A 17533-nucleotide genomic window follows, 5' to 3' on the forward strand; every position below is an offset into this window, starting at 1 on the left:
GAGGGCCCGGGACCCACGTCTCGGGCCCCCCGAAGCAGACTTCTCAAAAAGAATTTCCGACACAGGAGAACTAGTGCTCGAGTCCACAACTTTCGATGAGCTTCGCATCGGCCTGGCGACCGCAGACCACATCCGCGCGTGGTCCTACGGCGAGGTCAAGAAGCCCGAAACCATCAACTACCGCACCCTCAAGCCGGAGAAGGACGGTCTCTTCGGAGAGCAGATCTTCGGCCCGTCCCGCGACTGGGAGTGCGCCTGCGGCAAGTACAAGCGCGTCCGCTTCAAGGGCATCGTCTGCGAGCGCTGCGGCGTGGAGGTCACCAAGAGCTCCGTCCGTCGTGAGCGCATGGGTCACATCGAGCTCGCCGCTCCCGTCACCCACATCTGGTACTTCAAGGGCGTGCCCTCGCGCCTGGGCTACCTGCTCGACATGGCACCGAAGGACCTCGAGAAGGTCATCTACTTCGCCGCCTACATGGTCATCTCGGTCGATGAGGAAGCTCGTCACCGCGACCTGGGCACGCAGGAGAACAACATCCGTCTCGAGCTGAAGACGCTCGGCGACCGCCGCGACGCCAAGATCGCGGAGCGCCTGGCCAAGCTGGAGGAGGAGCTCGCTGCTCTCGAGGCGGAGGGTGCCAAGGCCGACGCCAAGAAGAAGGTCAAGGACGCCGCCGAGAAGGAGATGTCGCTCATCCGCAAGGGTGCCGACGAGGCGATCCTGAAGCTGGAGCGCGTGTGGGAGGACTTCCGCACGCTCGAGGTCGGCGCACTCCGTCCGGAGGACGACGTCTTCCACGAGCTGCAGGACCGCTTCGGTCAGTACTTCGAGGCCTACATGGGTGCCGAGTCGATCCAGCGTCGTCTCGCGGCGTTCGACCTCGAGGCCGAGGCGGAGAACCTGCGTCTGCAGATCTCCGAGGGCAAGGGCCAGCGCAAGATCCGTGCGATCAAGCGCCTGAAGGTCGTCAGCTCGTTCCTCGAGACCGGCATGAGCCCGGCGTCGATGGTCCTGGACGTCGTCCCGGTCATCCCGCCGGAGCTGCGCCCGATGGTCCAGCTCGACGGTGGCCGCTTCGCGACCTCCGACCTGAACGACCTGTACCGCCGCGTGATCAACCGCAACAACCGTCTTCGTCGTCTGATCGACCTCGGTGCCCCCGAGATCATCGTCAACAACGAGAAGCGCATGCTGCAGGAGGCCGTGGACGCACTGTTCGACAACGGTCGCCGTGGTCGCCCCGTCACCGGTACCGGCAACCGTGCCCTGAAGTCGCTCAGCGACATGCTGAAGGGTAAGCAGGGTCGTTTCCGTCAGAACCTGCTCGGAAAGCGTGTCGACTACTCCGGCCGTTCGGTCATCATCGTCGGCCCGCAGCTCAAGCTGCACCAGTGCGGTCTGCCCAAGCAGATGGCTCTGGAGCTCTTCAAGCCGTTCGTCATCAAGCGTCTGATCGACCTCGGTCACTCGCAGAACATCAAGGCCGCCAAGCGTGCGGTCGAGCGCACCCGTCCCGAGGTCTGGGACGTGCTCGAGGAGATCATCCGCGAGCGTCCGGTGCTGCTCAACCGTGCACCCACCCTGCACCGTCTGGGCATCCAGGCGTTCGAGCCCCAGCTCGTCGAGGGCAAGGCCATCCAGCTGCACCCGCTCGTCTGCGCGGCGTTCAACGCCGACTTCGACGGTGACCAGATGGCTGTCCACCTGCCCCTGTCGGTCGAGGCTCAGGCCGAGGCTCGCGTGCTGATGCTCGCGTCGAACAACATCCTGAAGCCGTCGGACGGCCGTCCGGTCACCCTGCCTTCGCAGGACATGATCATCGGTCTGCACCACCTGACCACGGTCAAGGAAGGCGCGACCGGCGAGGGCCGTGCATTCGGTTCGGTGGGCGAGGCGATCCTGGCCAAGGACGAGGGCTCCCTCGACCTGCAGGCGAAGATCCGCATCCGCATCCCCGGCCTGACGTTCCTCGAGGGCGAAGCTCCCGAGGGCTACGAGCGTCACGGTCTCGTCGACGCCTCGCTGGGTCAGGCGATCTTCAACGACACGCTGCCGAAGGGCTACCCGTTCGTCCGCGAGCAGGCTGACAAGAACAAGCTGTCGCAGATCGTCAACAAGCTGGCCGAGGAGTACCCCAAGGTCGAGACGGCTGCGTCGCTGGACCGCATCAAGGACGCCGGCTTCTACTGGGCAACGCGCTCCGGTGTGACCGTCGCCCTGAGCGACATCCTCACGCCGCCGAACAAGGCGGAGATCGTCGCGGGCTACGAGAAGCAGGCCGCGAAGGTCCAGTCGCAGTACGAGAAGGGTCTGACGACCGACTCGGAGCGTCGCCAGGAGCTCATCAAGATCTGGACCGAGGCCACCGACGAGGTTCAGGCCGCCATGAAGGCGAACTTCCCCGAGGACAACACCATCAACCGCATGGTGTCGTCGGGTGCTCGTGGTAACTGGCTGCAGATCCGGAACATCGCCGGTATGCGTGGTCTGGTGAACAACCCCAAGGGTGAGATCATCCCGCGTCCGATCATCTCCTCGTACCGCGAGGGTCTGTCGGTTGCGGAGTACTTCATCGCGACGCACGGTACCCGTAAGGGTCTCGCCGACACCGCTCTGCGTACTGCCGACTCGGGTTACCTGACCCGTCGTCTGGTGGACGTCTCGCAGGACGTCATCATCCGCGAAGAGGACTGCGGCACGTCGAAGGGCCTCGAGCTCCCGATCGCCGCTCCGAACTCGCAGGGTGAGCTGGTGCGCGACGCGAACGTCGAGAACTCGGTGTTCGCCCGTACGCTGGCCTCGGCCGTGGTCGACAGCAAGGGCGAGGTCCTCGCCGAAGCCGGTGAGGACGTCGGTGACGTGCTGATCGACAAGCTCGTCGCTCTGGGTGTCGAGACCATCAAGGTGCGCTCGGTCCTGACCTGCGACTCCGCCGTCGGTGTGTGTGCACAGTGCTACGGCCGTTCGCTCGCGACCGGAAAGACCGTCGACATCGGCGAGGCCGTCGGCATCATCGCGGCCCAGTCGATCGGTGAGCCCGGTACCCAGCTGACGATGCGTACCTTCCACACGGGTGGTTCGGCATCGGCGGATGACATCACGCAGGGTCTGCCCCGCGTGCAGGAGCTCTTCGAGGCGCGTACCCCCAAGGGCGCGTCGCCGATCGCCGAGGCCGACGGCCGCATCGCGATCGACGAGACCGACAAGGGCAAGAAGGTCATCCTCACGCCCGACAGCGGCGACGAGCCCGTCATCTACCCGGTGCTGAAGCGTGCCACGCTTCTCGTCGAGGACGGGCAGCACGTCACGGTCGGTCAGCCGATCCTGGTGGGCACGCTCGACCCCAAGGAGATCATGCGCGTCATGGGTGCTCGCGAGGTGCAGCGTTACCTCGTCGGCGGCGTCCAGGGCGTGTACCGCTCGCAGGGTGTGCCGATCCACGACAAGCACATCGAGGTCATCGTCCGTCAGATGCTCCGCAAGGTCACCGTCGTCGATCACGCCGACACGACCCTGCTCCCGGGTGAGATGGTCGACCTCAAGCGCTACCAGTCGATCAACCGCGAGGCTGTGGCAGAGGGCAAGCGCCCCGCGTCCGGCCGTCCGGAGCTGATGGGTATCACGAAGGCGTCGCTCGCGACCGAGTCGTGGCTGTCGGCCGCCTCCTTCCAGGAGACGACCCGCGTGCTCACCGAGGCTGCGATGCAGGGCAAGCGCGACCCGCTGGTCGGTCTCAAGGAGAACGTCATCATCGGTAAGCTCATCCCCGCCGGAACCGGTCTCTCGAAGTACCGCGACGTCACGGTCGAGGCCACAGAGGAAGCCAAGAGCGAGCGCTACCCGAACCGGATCTTCGCATCCGACGGTGCGTACGCCGATGGTGACTTCGGCTACGTCGACTTCGACGCGTTCTCGACGGACGACATCACTCCCGGCACCTACAACTGATTGAGGTTGTCGAGCGACGAAGTCGCGACACAACTGAGTGCTGAGTGACGAAGAAGGCCCCAGGGTTCGCCCTGGGGCCTTCTCCGTGCCCGGGTTTCACGCCATGCCGTCGACGGGGCTCCGGGCGCGGCGGGGTCAGTCGAAGATGTGCTCGATGATGCTCGAGGTGTAACCGGTCGGCGCCAGGTTCGAGTAGCGGGTGTCGATCATGACGTCGTCACGCCAGAACAGGGTGCGGCCGTCCGTCACGGGGTACTGCTCGTTGGGCCAGGTCTTCTCGCATCGGGTGCCGCCGTCCGGCGTGAAGCAGGAGAAGCCCTCGTTGTCGGCGAGTGCATTGAGCATGTCGAGCGCGGGACCGCGGTTCATCCGCGAGATGGTGGTCGTGAGCCTCGTGGTGTCTGCGCGCGGGTCGGCCCAATTGCAGGTGAGGGCGCCGTCCGCACCCACGCCCGAGGGTCCGAAGGCGGCGTCGTTGAGCGGGATGTCTCCGAGCTCGGCGAGCACGGATTCCGACAGGATCGCGCGGCAGTCGGTCGGGAGCGTGACGGCCTTGGCGGTGGGCGTGGGGGAGGGTGTTCCGGGCCCCTCCGTGCTGGTCGAGTCCGGGCTGGGCGCGTCGCTCGCTGCTGAGGGCGCCGAGGACCCTGCTCCCGCGCCGGCTTGCGGAGTGCACGCCGTGAGGGCGATGAGGAGCGAGAGGGCCACGGCGGCGCCGGCGAGGCGGGGGTTCATGGCCACACCGTACTGCCCTCCGGCGTCGGGACGCGAGAGGATCGCGGTGTTGTCAGGGCGTCCCGGCACCGCGATAGTGTCAGCGGGTGAGCAACGTGACTTCTGCTGCCGGTTCCGTGGTCGTGATCGGCGATGCCCTGATCGATGAGATCCGTGATGATTCGGGGGTGCGCGAGCTCGTCGGCGGCGCTGCGCTGAACGTGGCCGTCGGCCTTCGTCGGCTGGGGGTCGACACCACGCTGATCGCGATGGTCGGTGACGATGAAGCGGGCGCCCACATCCGCGAGTACCTCGGGGATCACGGGGTGCGCCTGATCTCGAGCGAGGCCCCGCACGGCTCCTCTCGTGCCGTCGTACAGCGCGCGTCGAACGGCGAGCCGCAGTACGTGTTCAATGAGGCGGCGCAGAAGCGCAGCATCCGATACTCCGATGAGGCACGTCAGGCGATCTCCGACGCCGCGCTCGTCGCCATCAGCTGCTTCCCCTTCGATGTGCCGGCAGAGGTCGATGCCCTGGTCGATGCCCTGGGCGATGCGAGGGTCGCCGTCGACCCGAACCCGCGCACCGGGATGCTCAGCGATCGCGAGGAGTTCGTCCGCGGGTTCGAGCGGCTGGCGACGTCGGCGGCCGTCGTCAAGGTCGGCGCGGATGATGCAGCGATCCTCTACGACGGCGACCTGGACGCACTGCGGGGGCGCCTGCGAGACCTCGGAGCCGCTGCCGTACTGGCGACCGCGGGAGCGGACGGTGCCACGATCGATGCGGACGCCGGTGTCGTCTCCGTGCCCATCGCCCAGCTTCCCGGAGCCGTGATCGACACCGTCGGGGCGGGTGACGCGACGCTCGCGGCGGTCTCCGAGGGCCTGGTCTCGGCGTCGCCGTCCGACCTGGCGCAGTGGCGCGTGCTCCTGCTGCGAGCCATGGACATCGCCGCTGCGACCTGCCGCGCAGAGGGCGGCCTGCTGCGGACTCCGGAGTCTCTGGCCGACTCGGGGCGGGGCGTGAACGGCAGCTGACGTTTCGATTTCTTGCACCCGCCTCGGACAGGTATGCTTATCTCTCGCGCCCCCGGTTGGCTGTTCAAGTCGGACGGGTGCGCTCTGGCGAGTTACCCAAGCGGCCAAAGGGATCTGACTGTAAATCAGACTGCACTGCATTCGGGGGTTCGAATCCCTCACTCGCCACCACAATCAAGGCCCCGAGATCCGCGGAAATACGCGGGAGTCGGGGCCTTAGCTGTTCCCTGAACCGGCCGCGTGATAACCACGTGACACAGCCGGTCAGGGCGAGCCCGATCCCGGGCACCCGCGACAGCGTTCCGAGCATCCACACGGGTCGGCGTGCGTATCCGACGTCACCGCCGTCGTCGCCTGACCACGTCCGCTGCACGGCCCTCGACGGAGCGGACCGTGTGAATGGGGGACCGGACCTGCATCGCACGTCGACGGGCTCGACGAAGTCTCCCTGTTACGCGTCGTGAAGCCGGATATCCATCGACGACGAACGGTGACTGCGGACGGGCTGCAGGTGCGGGCGAGCCCATAGATTTCGGGCAGAAGTCGACCCGAGGAGTCCCGTGCACACCGTCAGCATCCCAGCCGTCGCGCCATCGGCGCAGACGAGCATCACCCTGGCCGGGCGACCAGTCTCCCGGCTCGGCTTCGGCGCCGCCCGGCTCACCGCAGGTGACGGATGGGGGCGCGCCTCCGACGAGGGCGAGCCACGCCGGCTCCTGCGTGCCGCGATCGACGAGGGATACGACTACGTCGACTCCGCCGATGCGCTCGGTCCCGGCATCAGCGACGAGATCATCGGAGACGTCGTCCGTCCCTCTGAGAACGTGCTCGTCGCGTCTAAAGTCGGGATGCTGCGCACCGGTCCGCACGGGTGGGGTGTGCTCGGCCGACCGGACTATCTCCGTCAGCAGGTGCACGCCACGCTGCTCCGACTGCGCCGGGATCAGATCCCCCTGCTGTACCTGCACCGCATCGACCCTGCCGTCCCGCTCGCCGATCAGTGGGGAACGCTGCGCGAGCTCCGCGACGAGGGGCTGATCGGTCACCTCGGTGTGTGCGAGCCGGACCTCACCCAGCTCGACGAACTGGTCGAAATCGAGGTGCCGGCGGCCGTGCAGAGCCTGTACAACATCGCGGCGCCGGCGAACGCGGTGGTCGCCGACAGAGCCGCGGAGCTGGGCGTGCCCTTCGTCGCCTACTGGGCGCTGATCGGTCGTGGGCTGGCGCGCAGCGAGTACGACCGGGTCTTCCGGGTGCTCGGCGCGGGGGGAGCACCGTTCGGATTGTCGGCAGCGCAGACCGCCCTCGCCTGGGCGCTGAGCACGCGTCCGAACGGACTCGCCCTCGTCGGGTCGCGCTCCCTCCGACACCTCGCCGAGAATCGACGTGCCCTGGAGTTGCGACTGCCGGATGATGTGACGAGTCGGCTGGCAACCGAGGTCGCCGATGCGCTCGGCGGCGTCGCCTTCGACCCGCGTCGCACGGCGGAGGACGAGAGATGAGCCTCGACATCCGACCCGGCACAGACCCGCTCGACGCGTATCTGGCCTTCGACACCGCCGCACCGCAGCGGGGGAGCATCCCCGCCGACGCCTCGATCGAGAGTGCCTTCGACGGTGCCGCGGACGGCACGCACGACCGCATCGCCGCGTCGGTGAGGGCTCTGCGCCCCGAGCTCGTCGCGCTCGCCACCGATCTGTACGAAAACCCCGAGATCGGCTTCCAGGAGGTCTACTCCTCCGGACGCATCGCCGACCTCCTCGACGCACACGGCATCGACGTCCAACGCGGAGCCTTCGGACTCGACACCGCTTTCCGGGCCACGGTGGGCGAGGGCGACGCGCACTTCGCGATCATCGCGGAGTACGACGCGCTGCCGGAGGTCGGTCATGCGTGCGGGCACAACATCATCGCCGGTCAGGCAGTCGGAGCCTTCCTGGCGGCACGGGATCATCTCGGGCCGGGCGGAGGGCGCCTGTCGATCATCGGTACCCCGGCCGAGGAAGGCGGGGCGGGCAAGGAGCTCATCATCCGCGCCGGCGGTTTCGACGACGTGGATGCCGCGGCGATGGTGCACCCGGGCGGAGGTACCAGTGTCTCCCCGGTGTATGGAGGCGGCACGAGCGGCGTGCGCCGCGTGCGGGTGACCTACCGCGGTCGCGCGGCCCACGCCGCGCTCAGTCCGTACCTCGGTCTCAACGCGCTCGACGCCGTGGTCACCGCCTACCAGGGCGTGGCGCAGCTGCGTCAGCACATCCTGCCCGTCGACCGGATCCACGGCATCATCACCGACGGCGGCGCGGCGGCCAACGTCGTGCCGGAGCGCGCCGCTGCGGAGTTCCTCATCCGCTCGACCGAGGTGGCGACGCTGAACGCCTTGACGCAGCGAGTGGTCGACATCCTCGAAGCGGCGGCGCTCAGCACCGGCACCACGGCGGAGCTGGACGTCGACTTCGAGCCGCCCTACCTCCCGCTGCGCCCGAACGTCGAGCTGAACAAGCGCTGGGCCACCGCCCTCACCCGGCAGGGCAGATCCGTCCCTGTACGGCCGGCGGTCGTGCGGCAGGGCGGCCCATCGACAGACATGGGCAACGTCAGTCAGTTCATCCCGGCGATACACCCGGCGCTCGGTCTGGGCGCGGCCTCCGACGTGCTGCCCCACAACGCCGCCTTCGCGGATGCCACCGTGCGTCCTCCTGCGTTCGACGCGCTGGTCGACGGTGCGATCGGTCTCGCCGCGACAGCACTCGACTACCTCGCCGACGAGGGGCTGCAGGCGGCGGTCTCCGCCGAGTTCGTCGCGACCGGTGGACGGTACCGCTGGGGGGACGGATGACGGCGACAGCAGCGCTCGCACCGGCCACCCGGGTGCGCGGCGTCCGTTTCGGGGGGTGGCTGCCGTTCACCCTGCACCGGCTGCTCGACGCGGTGATCGTGCTCTGGGCAGCGGCGACCCTCGCTTTCGTGGCGCTCAAGCTGATTCCCGGCGATCCGCTCGACAGCCTGCTCGCCGGGGTGCTCGATGCGCCGCCGGAGCTGCGCCAACAGGTCGCCGCGTACTACGGCCTCGACCAACCCGTGTTCGTGCAGTACCTCACGTTCCTCGCGAACCTGGTGCAGGGGGATCTGGGGATCAGTTACCAACGCTCCGCCCCCGTCACACAGATCATCTTCTCCGAGCTCGGTGCGACGGTCGAGCTCACGGTGACCGCCATGGCGATCGCCGGCATCGTCGCGGTGGGACTCGCGCTCGCCACGTCCGGACGTCGCCGCTCGGCGCGTCTGGCTGCGCAGGCGATCGAGCTGGTCGCGATCTCGGTGCCGTCGTTCTGGCTCGGCATCCTGCTGATGAACCTGCTCTCGTTCACGTTCCCGATCTTCCCGGCCTTCGGCGCCAATGGTCCCGCCTCCCTCGTGCTCCCCGCCGTCACCCTCTCGGTGCCGCTCATCGGGGTGCTCGCCCAGGTGCTCCGCGAGCGCATGGAGTACACGCTGCACGAGCCCTTCGTGACGACCGTCCTCGCCCGTGGTGTCTCGGAGAGTCGGCTGCGCTCGCACCACGTGCTGCGCCATGCCGCGATTCCGGCACTCACGCTGAGCACGCTGATCTTCGGCTCGCTGCTCAGCGGCGCAGCAGTGCTCGAGACCCTGTTCGCCCGGCCGGGCCTCGGCCGCATCGCCGTCTCCGCGGTCGCCGACCGCGACATCCCGGTGGTGCTGGGCACCGTGGTCTTCGCGGCCCTGGTGTTCGTGGTCGTGAACATCGTGGTCGACCTCGTGTACCCGCTGTTCGACCCGAGATTGAAGGAGGCGCGCTCATGACCGCTTCGGCCGTCCTGCAACCGGCCCCCGCCGACGGCCTCGTGCGCCGACGGGTGCATCCGCCGGTCGGCGTGCTCCTGGCGATCGCGGTGCTCGCCGCCCTGCTCGTGATCGGCCTCGCTCCTGGGGCCTTCACCTCATATGACCCGTTGCAGGGTGATCCGCTCTCCTCACTCCAGGCGCCGAGTGCGGCGCACCCCTTCGGTACCGATCAGCTCGGTCGCGACGTGCTCTCACGCGTTCTGCACGGCGCCCAGTACTCGCTCTCTCTGGGCCTGCTCGCGACGGCGATCGGCCTCGTCGGCGGCATCGTGCTCGGGGTCGCCGCCGGATACTCCCGCGGCTTGGCCGACCGGCTGATCAGCCGGTTCCTCGACATCCTGCTCGCCTTTCCCGAGGTGCTGCTCGCGCTGATCCTGATCACCGTGCTCGGCCCGGGGATGTCGAGCGTCATCTGGGCCGTCGGTATCGGCCGTATCCCCGGTGCGGCTCGCCTCGTGCGGTCTCAAGTGCTGCAGGTGCGCCGATCCTCCTACGTCTCGTCGGCCGTGGGGCTCGGGCTGCCGTCGCTCACGGTGGTCGCGCGGCACGTGGTTCCCAACAGTCTCGGCCCCGTGCTCGTCAACTCGGTGCTCGGCGTCGGGGTGTGCATCATCTTCGGCGCGTCGCTGAGCTTCCTCGGACTCGGTGCCGTGCCGCCCACCCCGGAATGGGGGCTGATGCTGTCGGAGGCCAGACAGTACCTCTCGCTCGCTCCGTGGGTCAGCGTCTGGCCCGGAGTCTTCATCACCCTGACCGTGGTCTCGGTCACGGTGACCGGCCGTTGGTGGCAGCAGAGCGTCGTCTCGCGGAGGAGGTCGCTGTGACCGTCGTCGATTCCCACCCCCTGGTGTCGACCGTCGACGAGGAAGCCCACGAGACGGCGATCGTCTCGGTGCGCGACCTGCGTGTGCGCTTCCCCGGGGCCGTTGCCCCTGCGGTCGACGGCGTGTCGTTCGCCGTCGCTGCCGGACGCTGCGTGGCCCTGGTCGGCGAATCGGGGTCGGGCAAGAGTGTCACCGCGCGCAGTCTTCTCGGACTGTCCGGCCGCGGCGCGCAGATCACATCGACCGAGCTCCGCTACGGCGCGATCGACCTGAGGGGGCTGCGTGGTCGCGGATGGCGTGCCGTGCGGGGGAGTGGGATCGGCCTCGTGCATCAGGACGCGCTGGTCTCGCTCGATCCGCTGCGTCGGGTCGGAGCCGAGGTCGCCGAAGGTCTCGATGGCATCGGCTCCCGGCGGGCGCGTGCGGCCAACGTCGAGGAGCTGCTCGGTCGCGTCGGTGTCCCCGAGCCTCGGATGCGCGCGCAGCAGCGTCCGCATGAGCTCTCGGGTGGATTGCGACAGCGTGCTCTGATCGCGTCGGCCATCGCGGGTGGGCCGCGCGTGCTCATCGCGGATGAACCGACGACGGCGCTCGATGTCACGGTGCAGGCGCAGATCATCGATCTGCTGATCGAACTCAAGACCACCGGCACCGGCATCCTCCTGGTCAGCCACGACCTCGCCGTCGTGAGCCGCATCGCCGACGAGATCCTGGTGATGAAACACGGCGTGGTCGTCGAGCGGGGAGCTCCACGCACGATCTTCGCCGACCCGCAGCATCCGTACACGCGTCGGCTCATCGACGCGATTCCGGCCGAGCATCGTCGCGGCACGCGTCTTTCGACCGCCCCGCTGCCGGTGCTGCAGGAGCGGCGGTCATCGGAGGCCACCCTGCAGAGCGCGACCCCCGTGATCGAAGCCCGCGGCCTCCACAAGACGTACCGCGCGCCCGGTGGTGTCCTCACGGCTCTCGACGACGTCTCCTTCGCCCTCCGCCGCGGCACCACTCTGGGCGTGGTCGGGGAGTCGGGCTCCGGCAAGTCCACGGCCGCGCAGATCGTCCTCGGCACCCTCGCCCCCGATCGCGGCGAGGTGGTGTTCGACGCGAAGCCCTGGTCGGGGATCCCCGAGCGGGAGCGACGAATCCGGCGTCCGCGCATCCAGTCGATCTCCCAGGATCCGCTCAGCTCGTTCGACCCGCGCTATGACGTGGCCGCGGTGCTCGGTGAAGCGATCGCCGCGGGTGCTGTTCCTCGCGAGCGGCGTCGGGAGCGCGCCGAGGAGCTGCTGACCCAGGTCGGACTGACCGGTGCCGTGCTCGCACGCCGTCCCCTCGACCTCTCCGGTGGGCAGCGCCAGCGGGTCGCGATCGCGAAGGCGCTCGCGACGAACCCCGACGTGCTGGTGTGCGACGAGCCGGTGTCAGCGCTCGACGTCTCGGTGCAGGCACAGGTTCTCGACCTGCTGCAGGCGCTGCAGGAGCAGCTCGGCGTCTCGCTCCTCTTCATCAGTCATGACCTCGGCGTCGTCCGCCATCTGGCGCACGACATCGTCGTGATGCGGCACGGACGTGTCGTCGAGTCGGGCCCGGCCGACGACATCTTCGCCGCTCCCGCCCAGCCCTACACCCGCGAACTGCTCGCCGCCGTCCCGCGCCTCCTGCCCTGACCGCCCACCCGACCACACCCGCACACAGCGACCAAGGAAGAACCTCACCATGAACAGAACACGAGCAGCATTCGCGTTCGGCGCCGTCCTGACCGCCTCCCTCGCCCTGTCCGCCTGCGCCGGCGGCGCATCGGCGCCGTCGTCGTCGGATGCCGCGGACGCCTCGCCGGTCTCCGGTGGGACGCTCACCTATCTCGCGAACACCGAGCCCGGGACCTGGGACGGACAGAAGGTCCCTTCCCTCAACCTGAACTCGATCAACAGCAGCATCTTCGACCCGCTGGTGGTGCAGGCGGAGGACGGCACGTACAAGCCGCATCTGGCCACAGGGTGGGAGATCAGCGACGACGGACTGGTCTACACCTTCACGTTGCGCGATGACGTCGTCTTCCATGACGGAACCCCGTTCAACGCGGCTGTGCTCAAGCAGAACCTCGACCGACCGCTCAACGAGGTCGGTCTGGCGACTGCGGGCAATGCCATCGTCTCCACGGCTGTCCTGAGCGACGACGAGCTGCAGGTGACCCTGGGTCGCAAGAACGCCGCGTTCATCCACGCGCTCTCCACCCCGCACTGGCCGATCTACTCCGGCAAGGTGCTCAGCGAGCACACCCCCGCCGAGCTCGGGACCGACCCGGCCCTGTCGATCGGGACCGGCCCCTTCCTCGTCAAGGAATACGCGAAGGGATCCAAGCTCGTGCTCGAGCGCAATCCCGACTACGCGTGGGCACCCGAGACCGCGGACCACGAGGGGCCCGCCTACCTCGACGAGGTCGTCATCCAGTTCGTGCCGGAGACGCAGGCGCGCATCGGTGCTCTCAACTCGAAGCAGGCCGACGCGATCGATCAGGTGCCGCCGCTGAACATCGGCGAGGTCGAGGCGGCCGGCAACACCGTCATCACGCAGGACAACACGGGAACGCCCTACTATCTCGCGCTGAACACGAACATCGCTCCCTTTGACGACAAGAACGTGCGCCTCGCGTTCCGAGAGGCGATCGACATCGATGCCCTCCTGAAGAGCGTCTACGGCGGTGTCTACAGCCGCTCCTGGACGACGACCTTGCCCGGCACCCCGCCGGTCGGCGCCTACGACGAGAGCCTGGAGGGCTCATGGGGCTACGACCTCGACAAGGCGCAGGAACTGCTCGACGAAGCGGGCTGGGACGAGGTCGACTCCGCGGGCTACCGGGTCAAGGACGGCGAGCGTCTGCACATCGACTGGTACTTCGACAGCCTGTACGTGCAGACCGATCAGCGTCAGCAGCTCGGCGAGGCCATCGCCTCCTCGCTCAAGGACGCCGGATTCGAGGTCGAGCGCATCCCGTTCGACACCGCCTCCTTCACGGCGGCGATCGCGAAGAACGAGCACAACCTCGCTGACGCCTCCCGCGGCTACGCCGATGTGGGCACCTCCGTCTCGCCCTTCACCTCCAGCGCCGACCCGCGCAACGGCGGCAACGGCATCAACTACGGCCTGCTGAACGACGAGGTCATCGACGCGCAGTACGCGATCGTGCAGTCCGACGGCGACCCCGAGGCGCGCATCGAAGCGGCGCACATCGTGCAGGCCCGCATCCTCGACGAGGGCTTCGCGGTTCCGCTGTACATCCCGAAGAAGATCGTCGGCACCACTCCGGCCGTTCACGGATGGACCTTCGACGCCGTCGGCTACACCGACTCGTTCTACGACACCTGGCTCTCCGAGTGACGCACCACCCCTGTTGAGAGGAAAAGGACCAGCACATGCCACGCATCGATCTCTTCTACTACGGAGACGTCTCGCCCGGACAGAGTCCGGTCTCGCTCTATCGCGACATCGAGGAACAGGTGATCCTGGGTGACCAGCTCGGATACAACGGCGTCTGGATCACCGAGCACCACCTCACGATGCGCGGGGAGGTGCCGGACCCGCTGCTCTTCCTCGCACGACTCAGCGGAGTGACCAGCCGCATCCGGCTCGGGACCTCGATCGTGTGCGCCCCGTTCTACCACCCGATCCGACTCGCGGAGTCGGCGCTGCTGCTCGACGCGGTATCCGGTGGGCGGCTCGATCTTGGTGTCGGCAGCGGCGTCGGCTCGGAGGAGTTCTTCGCCGTGTGGGGGATCGACAAGGCCTCGTCCTCCGCGCGGTCGGCCGAGGTCCACGAGATCCTGCGGCAGGCGATCGATGAGAAGGTCGTCGACTTCGAGGGGGAGTACTACTCCTTCCACGGTGTGGAGATCTCGCCGCCGGCGGGGCGTCCCGCACGCGACCTCATCTGGACGGCGGCCGGCCGCAACGCGATCGGCCTGGCGGCTCGGCACGGCTACCGGCTGATGATCCCGCGTCCGCTCCCGCTGGAGGAACGACTGCGGTTCAGCCGCGAGTATCGCGCCACCGTCCCCGGCGGAGAGATCATCCATCTGCGATCCGGTCTCGTCGCCGAGACGAAGGACGCCGCACGCGCCGGAGCGCTGGAGTTCTTGCGCACGTACGCGCGGATCTATCTCGGTCTGGACTGGACAGGAGGGGTGGACTCCGAGGACTACGACGACATCGCCGAGCAGCTGAGCTTCGCGATCGGCACCGCACCCGAGGTCGCCGACAAGGTCCATGAGTGGAACGACCAGTTCGACGGCACCGAGCAGACCGCGATCCAGTTCCAGGGACCGGGGATCAGCCAACTGCAGGCGCTGACGGCGATCGAGCTGTTCGCGGCGGAACTGCCCGCGCTGCAGGCGGACGCCGTGCGCACGGCCGTCGACTATGTCGATCCCGGCATTCCCGAGCGCGCGCTCAGTGCCGGCCCTCGCGTGCAGGAGGCCCGCGGATGACCGCAACTACATCCTCCCCGTTCGGAGGCACCGACCTGCCCCTCGGCTCGACCACGATCGGTGACCGTCTGCGTATCGGCTTCATCACGCACCTCGACCACAGCGAGGATCCGCGATTCGTCTATCGAGACACGATCCGTCTGATCCAGGAGCTCGAGGAGCTCGGCTACGACAGCGCCTGGATCGCCACACGGCACTTCCACTCCGGGTGGGCGGCTCTTCCCTCCCCGTACGGGTTTCTGGGGGCGCTCGCCGCCGCGACGAGCACGATCGGACTCGGTACCGCGGTGCTGCCGATCATCCTCGACGATCCTGTGCGCGCCGCGGAGGAGGTCGCCGCGATCGACCATCTCGCCGGTGGGCGGCTGCTGCTCGGCCTCGGGAAGGGAGTCCCTTCCGACTCTTATCACGTGTTCCACACCTGGACGAATGACCGCGACACCAGCTTCGAGAATCAGATCGACCGTCTGCACTGGGCGCTCCAGGGAGGCGTGGTCGATGGGGGCACGGGCGCGATCTGGCCACAGAACACCGCGCTCGAGGGACGGCTGTTCCACGGCAGCTCGAACATCGACACGATCCGTTTCGCGGGGCGCACCGGCGACGGCTTCATCCTGGAGCGGTTCGGCAACGGGCCGGAGCGGCACCCTGATGCGCGGGCGGCATTCCAGCGGCGCCAGGCGGACTCCGTGCGAGAGTACCGTCGGGTCTTCGCGGACACCTGGGGATCGACGCGCACTCCCTGGGTCGTCACCTCCCGCTCCGCTTTCCCCGGCCGCACGACCGAGGAAGCCCTCGCGTTGGCCGGAGAGCGCACCGCCCGCTGGAACGTCGCCAGCGCTGCAGCCGGACGCGTGGATCTGTCGCTGTCGATCCCGGACCAGCTGCTGTCGGACAACTTCGCCTGGGGGAGCCCTGAGGCGCTCGCCGCCGATCTGCTCGCCGACCCCACGATCGCGCTGACCGACGAGCTGGTGCTGGGCATCCATCCGGCCGTGCTCGACAGGGCCGAGACGATCGATCGCGCCCGCGTGCTCCTGCGAGAGGTCGTGCCGCTGGTCGAGGAGGGGTGGCGCGCGCAACGAGCATCCGCGCTGGCAGAGGTGAACGCCAGAGCGGACACACTGCAGGGGGGCTGACGCGGCTCGAGTCGATTCGCAGAACGGGGGCGGGGCGGGGGTCCCCGCCCCGCCCCCGCGAACGGTTTCCTAGACTGGAGAGATGCGACCGCTCACCGAAGCCGAAGTCCGGGCATCGTTCGTCAATGCGGACGATGACGAGCTGCGTCTGATGGAGATGCCTCATGACTTCCTGCTCGTCGACTGGGACTACCTCGACTTCTTCGCCTGGCAGGACCCCGGTGCGAGCCGTCGCGGCTATGTGCTGATCCCGCACGACGACGAGGTGATCGGGGTGGTGCTGCGTGCGACGGACCCCGGTCGCGCGAGGTCGGGCATGTGCAACATCTGCCACACGATGCAGCCGGGGAACCAGGTCGCCCTCCTCTCCGCCCGTCGAGCAGGCGAAGCGGGCAAGCGGGGGGATTCGTTCGGCACCTACATGTGCGCCGACCTCTCCTGCCACGAGAACGTGCGCCTCGCGCACCCGCTCGCACCGAACGAGGTCAGGTCGCCCGGTCAGGTCGACTTCCGTCTCGACGGCACGCGCCGGCGCATGGAGAGCTTCGTCTCGCAGGTCTGGGAGCGGGTCTGATCGCGGTTACGCTGGTGCGACACGTTCTGTGCTCGAAGGAGAAGCCATGACTGACGCCATCCTGTTCGCCGTCGAAGAGGGGATGGCTCGGCTCACACTGAACCGGCCCGCTCGGCTCAACGCGTTCAACGCCGACCTGGCGCACGCCTGGAAGGACGCGACGGCCGAGGCCACGTCGCGCACCGACGTGAAGGCGATCCTCATCGATGCCGCGGGTCCTGCGTTCTGCGCGGGAGGCGACGTGATCGACATGGCGACGACCATGGGCGCGTCCGGTGCGGAGATCACCGCGCTCGCCGAGGTCATCAACTCCGGCATCCGCTCGCTGACGGAATCAGCGGTGCCTGTCGTCGCCGCGGCCCACGGCACGACCGCGGGAGGTGGCCTGGGCATCCTGCTGTGCAGCGACTACGCCGTCGTGGGCTCGCGGTCGAAGCTCGGCAGCCTGTACGCGAACATCGGTCTGACCCCAGACCTGTCGGTCTCCGCTCAGCTCGCTCGTGCCGTCGGCCAGCGCCGTGCCCTGCAGCTCGTCCTGCAGGATCGGCTGCTCACCGCAGCGGAGGCCGTCGAGTGGGGACTCGTCGCCGAGGCCGTCGAGGGTGAGGACGCCGCCGCGGAGGCGGAGCGTGTGCGAGCGCGCGGTGAGGAGATCGCACGCTTCTGGCTGGCGGGTGCCGCCGACGCCTACGGTCAGGCGAAGAGGCTGGTGCGCGAGCAGCCGGAACGCTCCTTCGTCGAGCAGCTGGGCGAAGAGGCGCGCTCGATCGGTGCCGCCCTCGAGACACCCGACGCGCAGGCGAGGGTCGCGGCGTTCGCTGCGGCGTCGGCGAAGAAGACCGGCTGACCTCTCCTCCCCAGACCCGAAGGGTCAACCGACTTCCCGCGACGGGGTCGAACCCCTGGCAACCGTCGGCGCGCATGGCAGGATGAAGGCATCGCCGCTCG

General features: G+C 68.3%; 13 protein-coding genes and 1 tRNA gene. 13 read left to right on the plus strand and 1 reads right to left on the minus strand.

The features are described from left to right. The first annotated feature begins 73 nt into the window (after positions 1–73). On the plus strand, positions 74–3949 hold the full coding sequence (gene rpoC, locus ABRP18_RS04395; RefSeq protein WP_061017157.1) for a DNA-directed RNA polymerase subunit beta': 3876 nt from the start codon (positions 74–76) through the stop codon (positions 3947–3949). Between the two features lie 135 nt (positions 3950–4084). On the opposite strand, the gene ABRP18_RS04400 is transcribed toward rpoC, so the two are convergent. Beyond that, entirely contained in the window at positions 4085–4753 is a 669-nt protein-coding gene (locus ABRP18_RS04400) for a hypothetical protein (RefSeq protein WP_308472278.1), read from the minus strand. 17 nt (positions 4754–4770) lie between these two features. Here ABRP18_RS04400 and ABRP18_RS04405 point away from each other — a divergent pair, with 17 nt between their 5' ends. The 12 genes from ABRP18_RS04405 (at position 4771) to ABRP18_RS04460 (ending at position 17432) form a co-directional block, all read left to right on the plus strand. After that, positions 4771–5700 (plus strand): PfkB family carbohydrate kinase, encoded by a 930-nt coding sequence (locus ABRP18_RS04405; RefSeq protein WP_193762295.1) that lies wholly within the window; start codon positions 4771–4773, stop codon positions 5698–5700. Between the two features lie 86 nt (positions 5701–5786). Continuing rightward, positions 5787–5871 (plus strand) — tRNA-Tyr (locus ABRP18_RS04410). A 389-nt stretch (positions 5872–6260) separates the two neighbouring features. Further along, complete coding sequence (locus ABRP18_RS04415) at positions 6261–7202, plus strand: aldo/keto reductase (RefSeq protein WP_349885612.1); 942 nt, start codon at positions 6261–6263, stop codon at positions 7200–7202. Beyond that, positions 7199–8536 carry a M20 family metallopeptidase gene (locus ABRP18_RS04420; RefSeq protein ID WP_349885613.1) on the plus strand — a complete coding sequence of 446 codons (1338 nt, stop codon included), beginning with the start codon at positions 7199–7201 and terminating at the stop codon, positions 8534–8536. Before ABRP18_RS04415 ends, ABRP18_RS04420 begins: the two co-directional genes overlap by 4 nt. Continuing rightward, positions 8533–9522 (plus strand): ABC transporter permease, encoded by a 990-nt coding sequence (locus ABRP18_RS04425; protein ID WP_082738513.1) that lies wholly within the window; start codon positions 8533–8535, stop codon positions 9520–9522. The genes ABRP18_RS04420 and ABRP18_RS04425 overlap by 4 nt, the downstream gene beginning before the upstream one ends. Further along, positions 9519–10388, plus strand: a complete 870-nt coding sequence (locus ABRP18_RS04430; protein WP_193762298.1) for an ABC transporter permease — start codon at positions 9519–9521, stop codon at positions 10386–10388. Before ABRP18_RS04425 ends, ABRP18_RS04430 begins: the two co-directional genes overlap by 4 nt. Next, positions 10385–12055 (plus strand): ABC transporter ATP-binding protein, encoded by a 1671-nt coding sequence (locus ABRP18_RS04435; protein ID WP_349885614.1) that lies wholly within the window; start codon positions 10385–10387, stop codon positions 12053–12055. The genes ABRP18_RS04430 and ABRP18_RS04435 overlap by 4 nt, the downstream gene beginning before the upstream one ends. Before the next feature lie 49 nt (positions 12056–12104). Next, complete coding sequence (locus tag ABRP18_RS04440) at positions 12105–13766, plus strand: ABC transporter substrate-binding protein (RefSeq protein ID WP_349885615.1); 1662 nt, start codon at positions 12105–12107, stop codon at positions 13764–13766. Positions 13767–13801: 35 nt separating this feature from the next. Next, on the plus strand, positions 13802–14872 hold the full coding sequence (locus tag ABRP18_RS04445) for an LLM class flavin-dependent oxidoreductase (RefSeq protein WP_193762301.1): 1071 nt from the start codon (positions 13802–13804) through the stop codon (positions 14870–14872). Next, positions 14869–16011: an LLM class flavin-dependent oxidoreductase gene (locus ABRP18_RS04450; RefSeq protein WP_193762302.1), complete on the plus strand. Its 1143-nt coding sequence runs from the start codon at positions 14869–14871 to the stop codon at positions 16009–16011. Before ABRP18_RS04445 ends, ABRP18_RS04450 begins: the two co-directional genes overlap by 4 nt. 82 nt (positions 16012–16093) lie before the next feature. Beyond that, positions 16094–16585, plus strand: a complete 492-nt coding sequence (locus ABRP18_RS04455; protein ID WP_058633240.1) for an FBP domain-containing protein — start codon at positions 16094–16096, stop codon at positions 16583–16585. Positions 16586–16631: 46 nt separating this feature from the next. Next, on the plus strand, positions 16632–17432 hold the full coding sequence (locus ABRP18_RS04460; protein ID WP_061017769.1) for an enoyl-CoA hydratase/isomerase family protein: 801 nt from the start codon (positions 16632–16634) through the stop codon (positions 17430–17432). Positions 17433–17533 lie beyond the last annotated feature (101 nt).

The organism is Microbacterium sp. WHRI 7836, from assembly GCF_040223885.2.
In the GTDB taxonomy this organism is placed as follows: Bacteria; Actinomycetota; Actinomycetes; order Actinomycetales; family Microbacteriaceae; genus Microbacterium; species Microbacterium oxydans.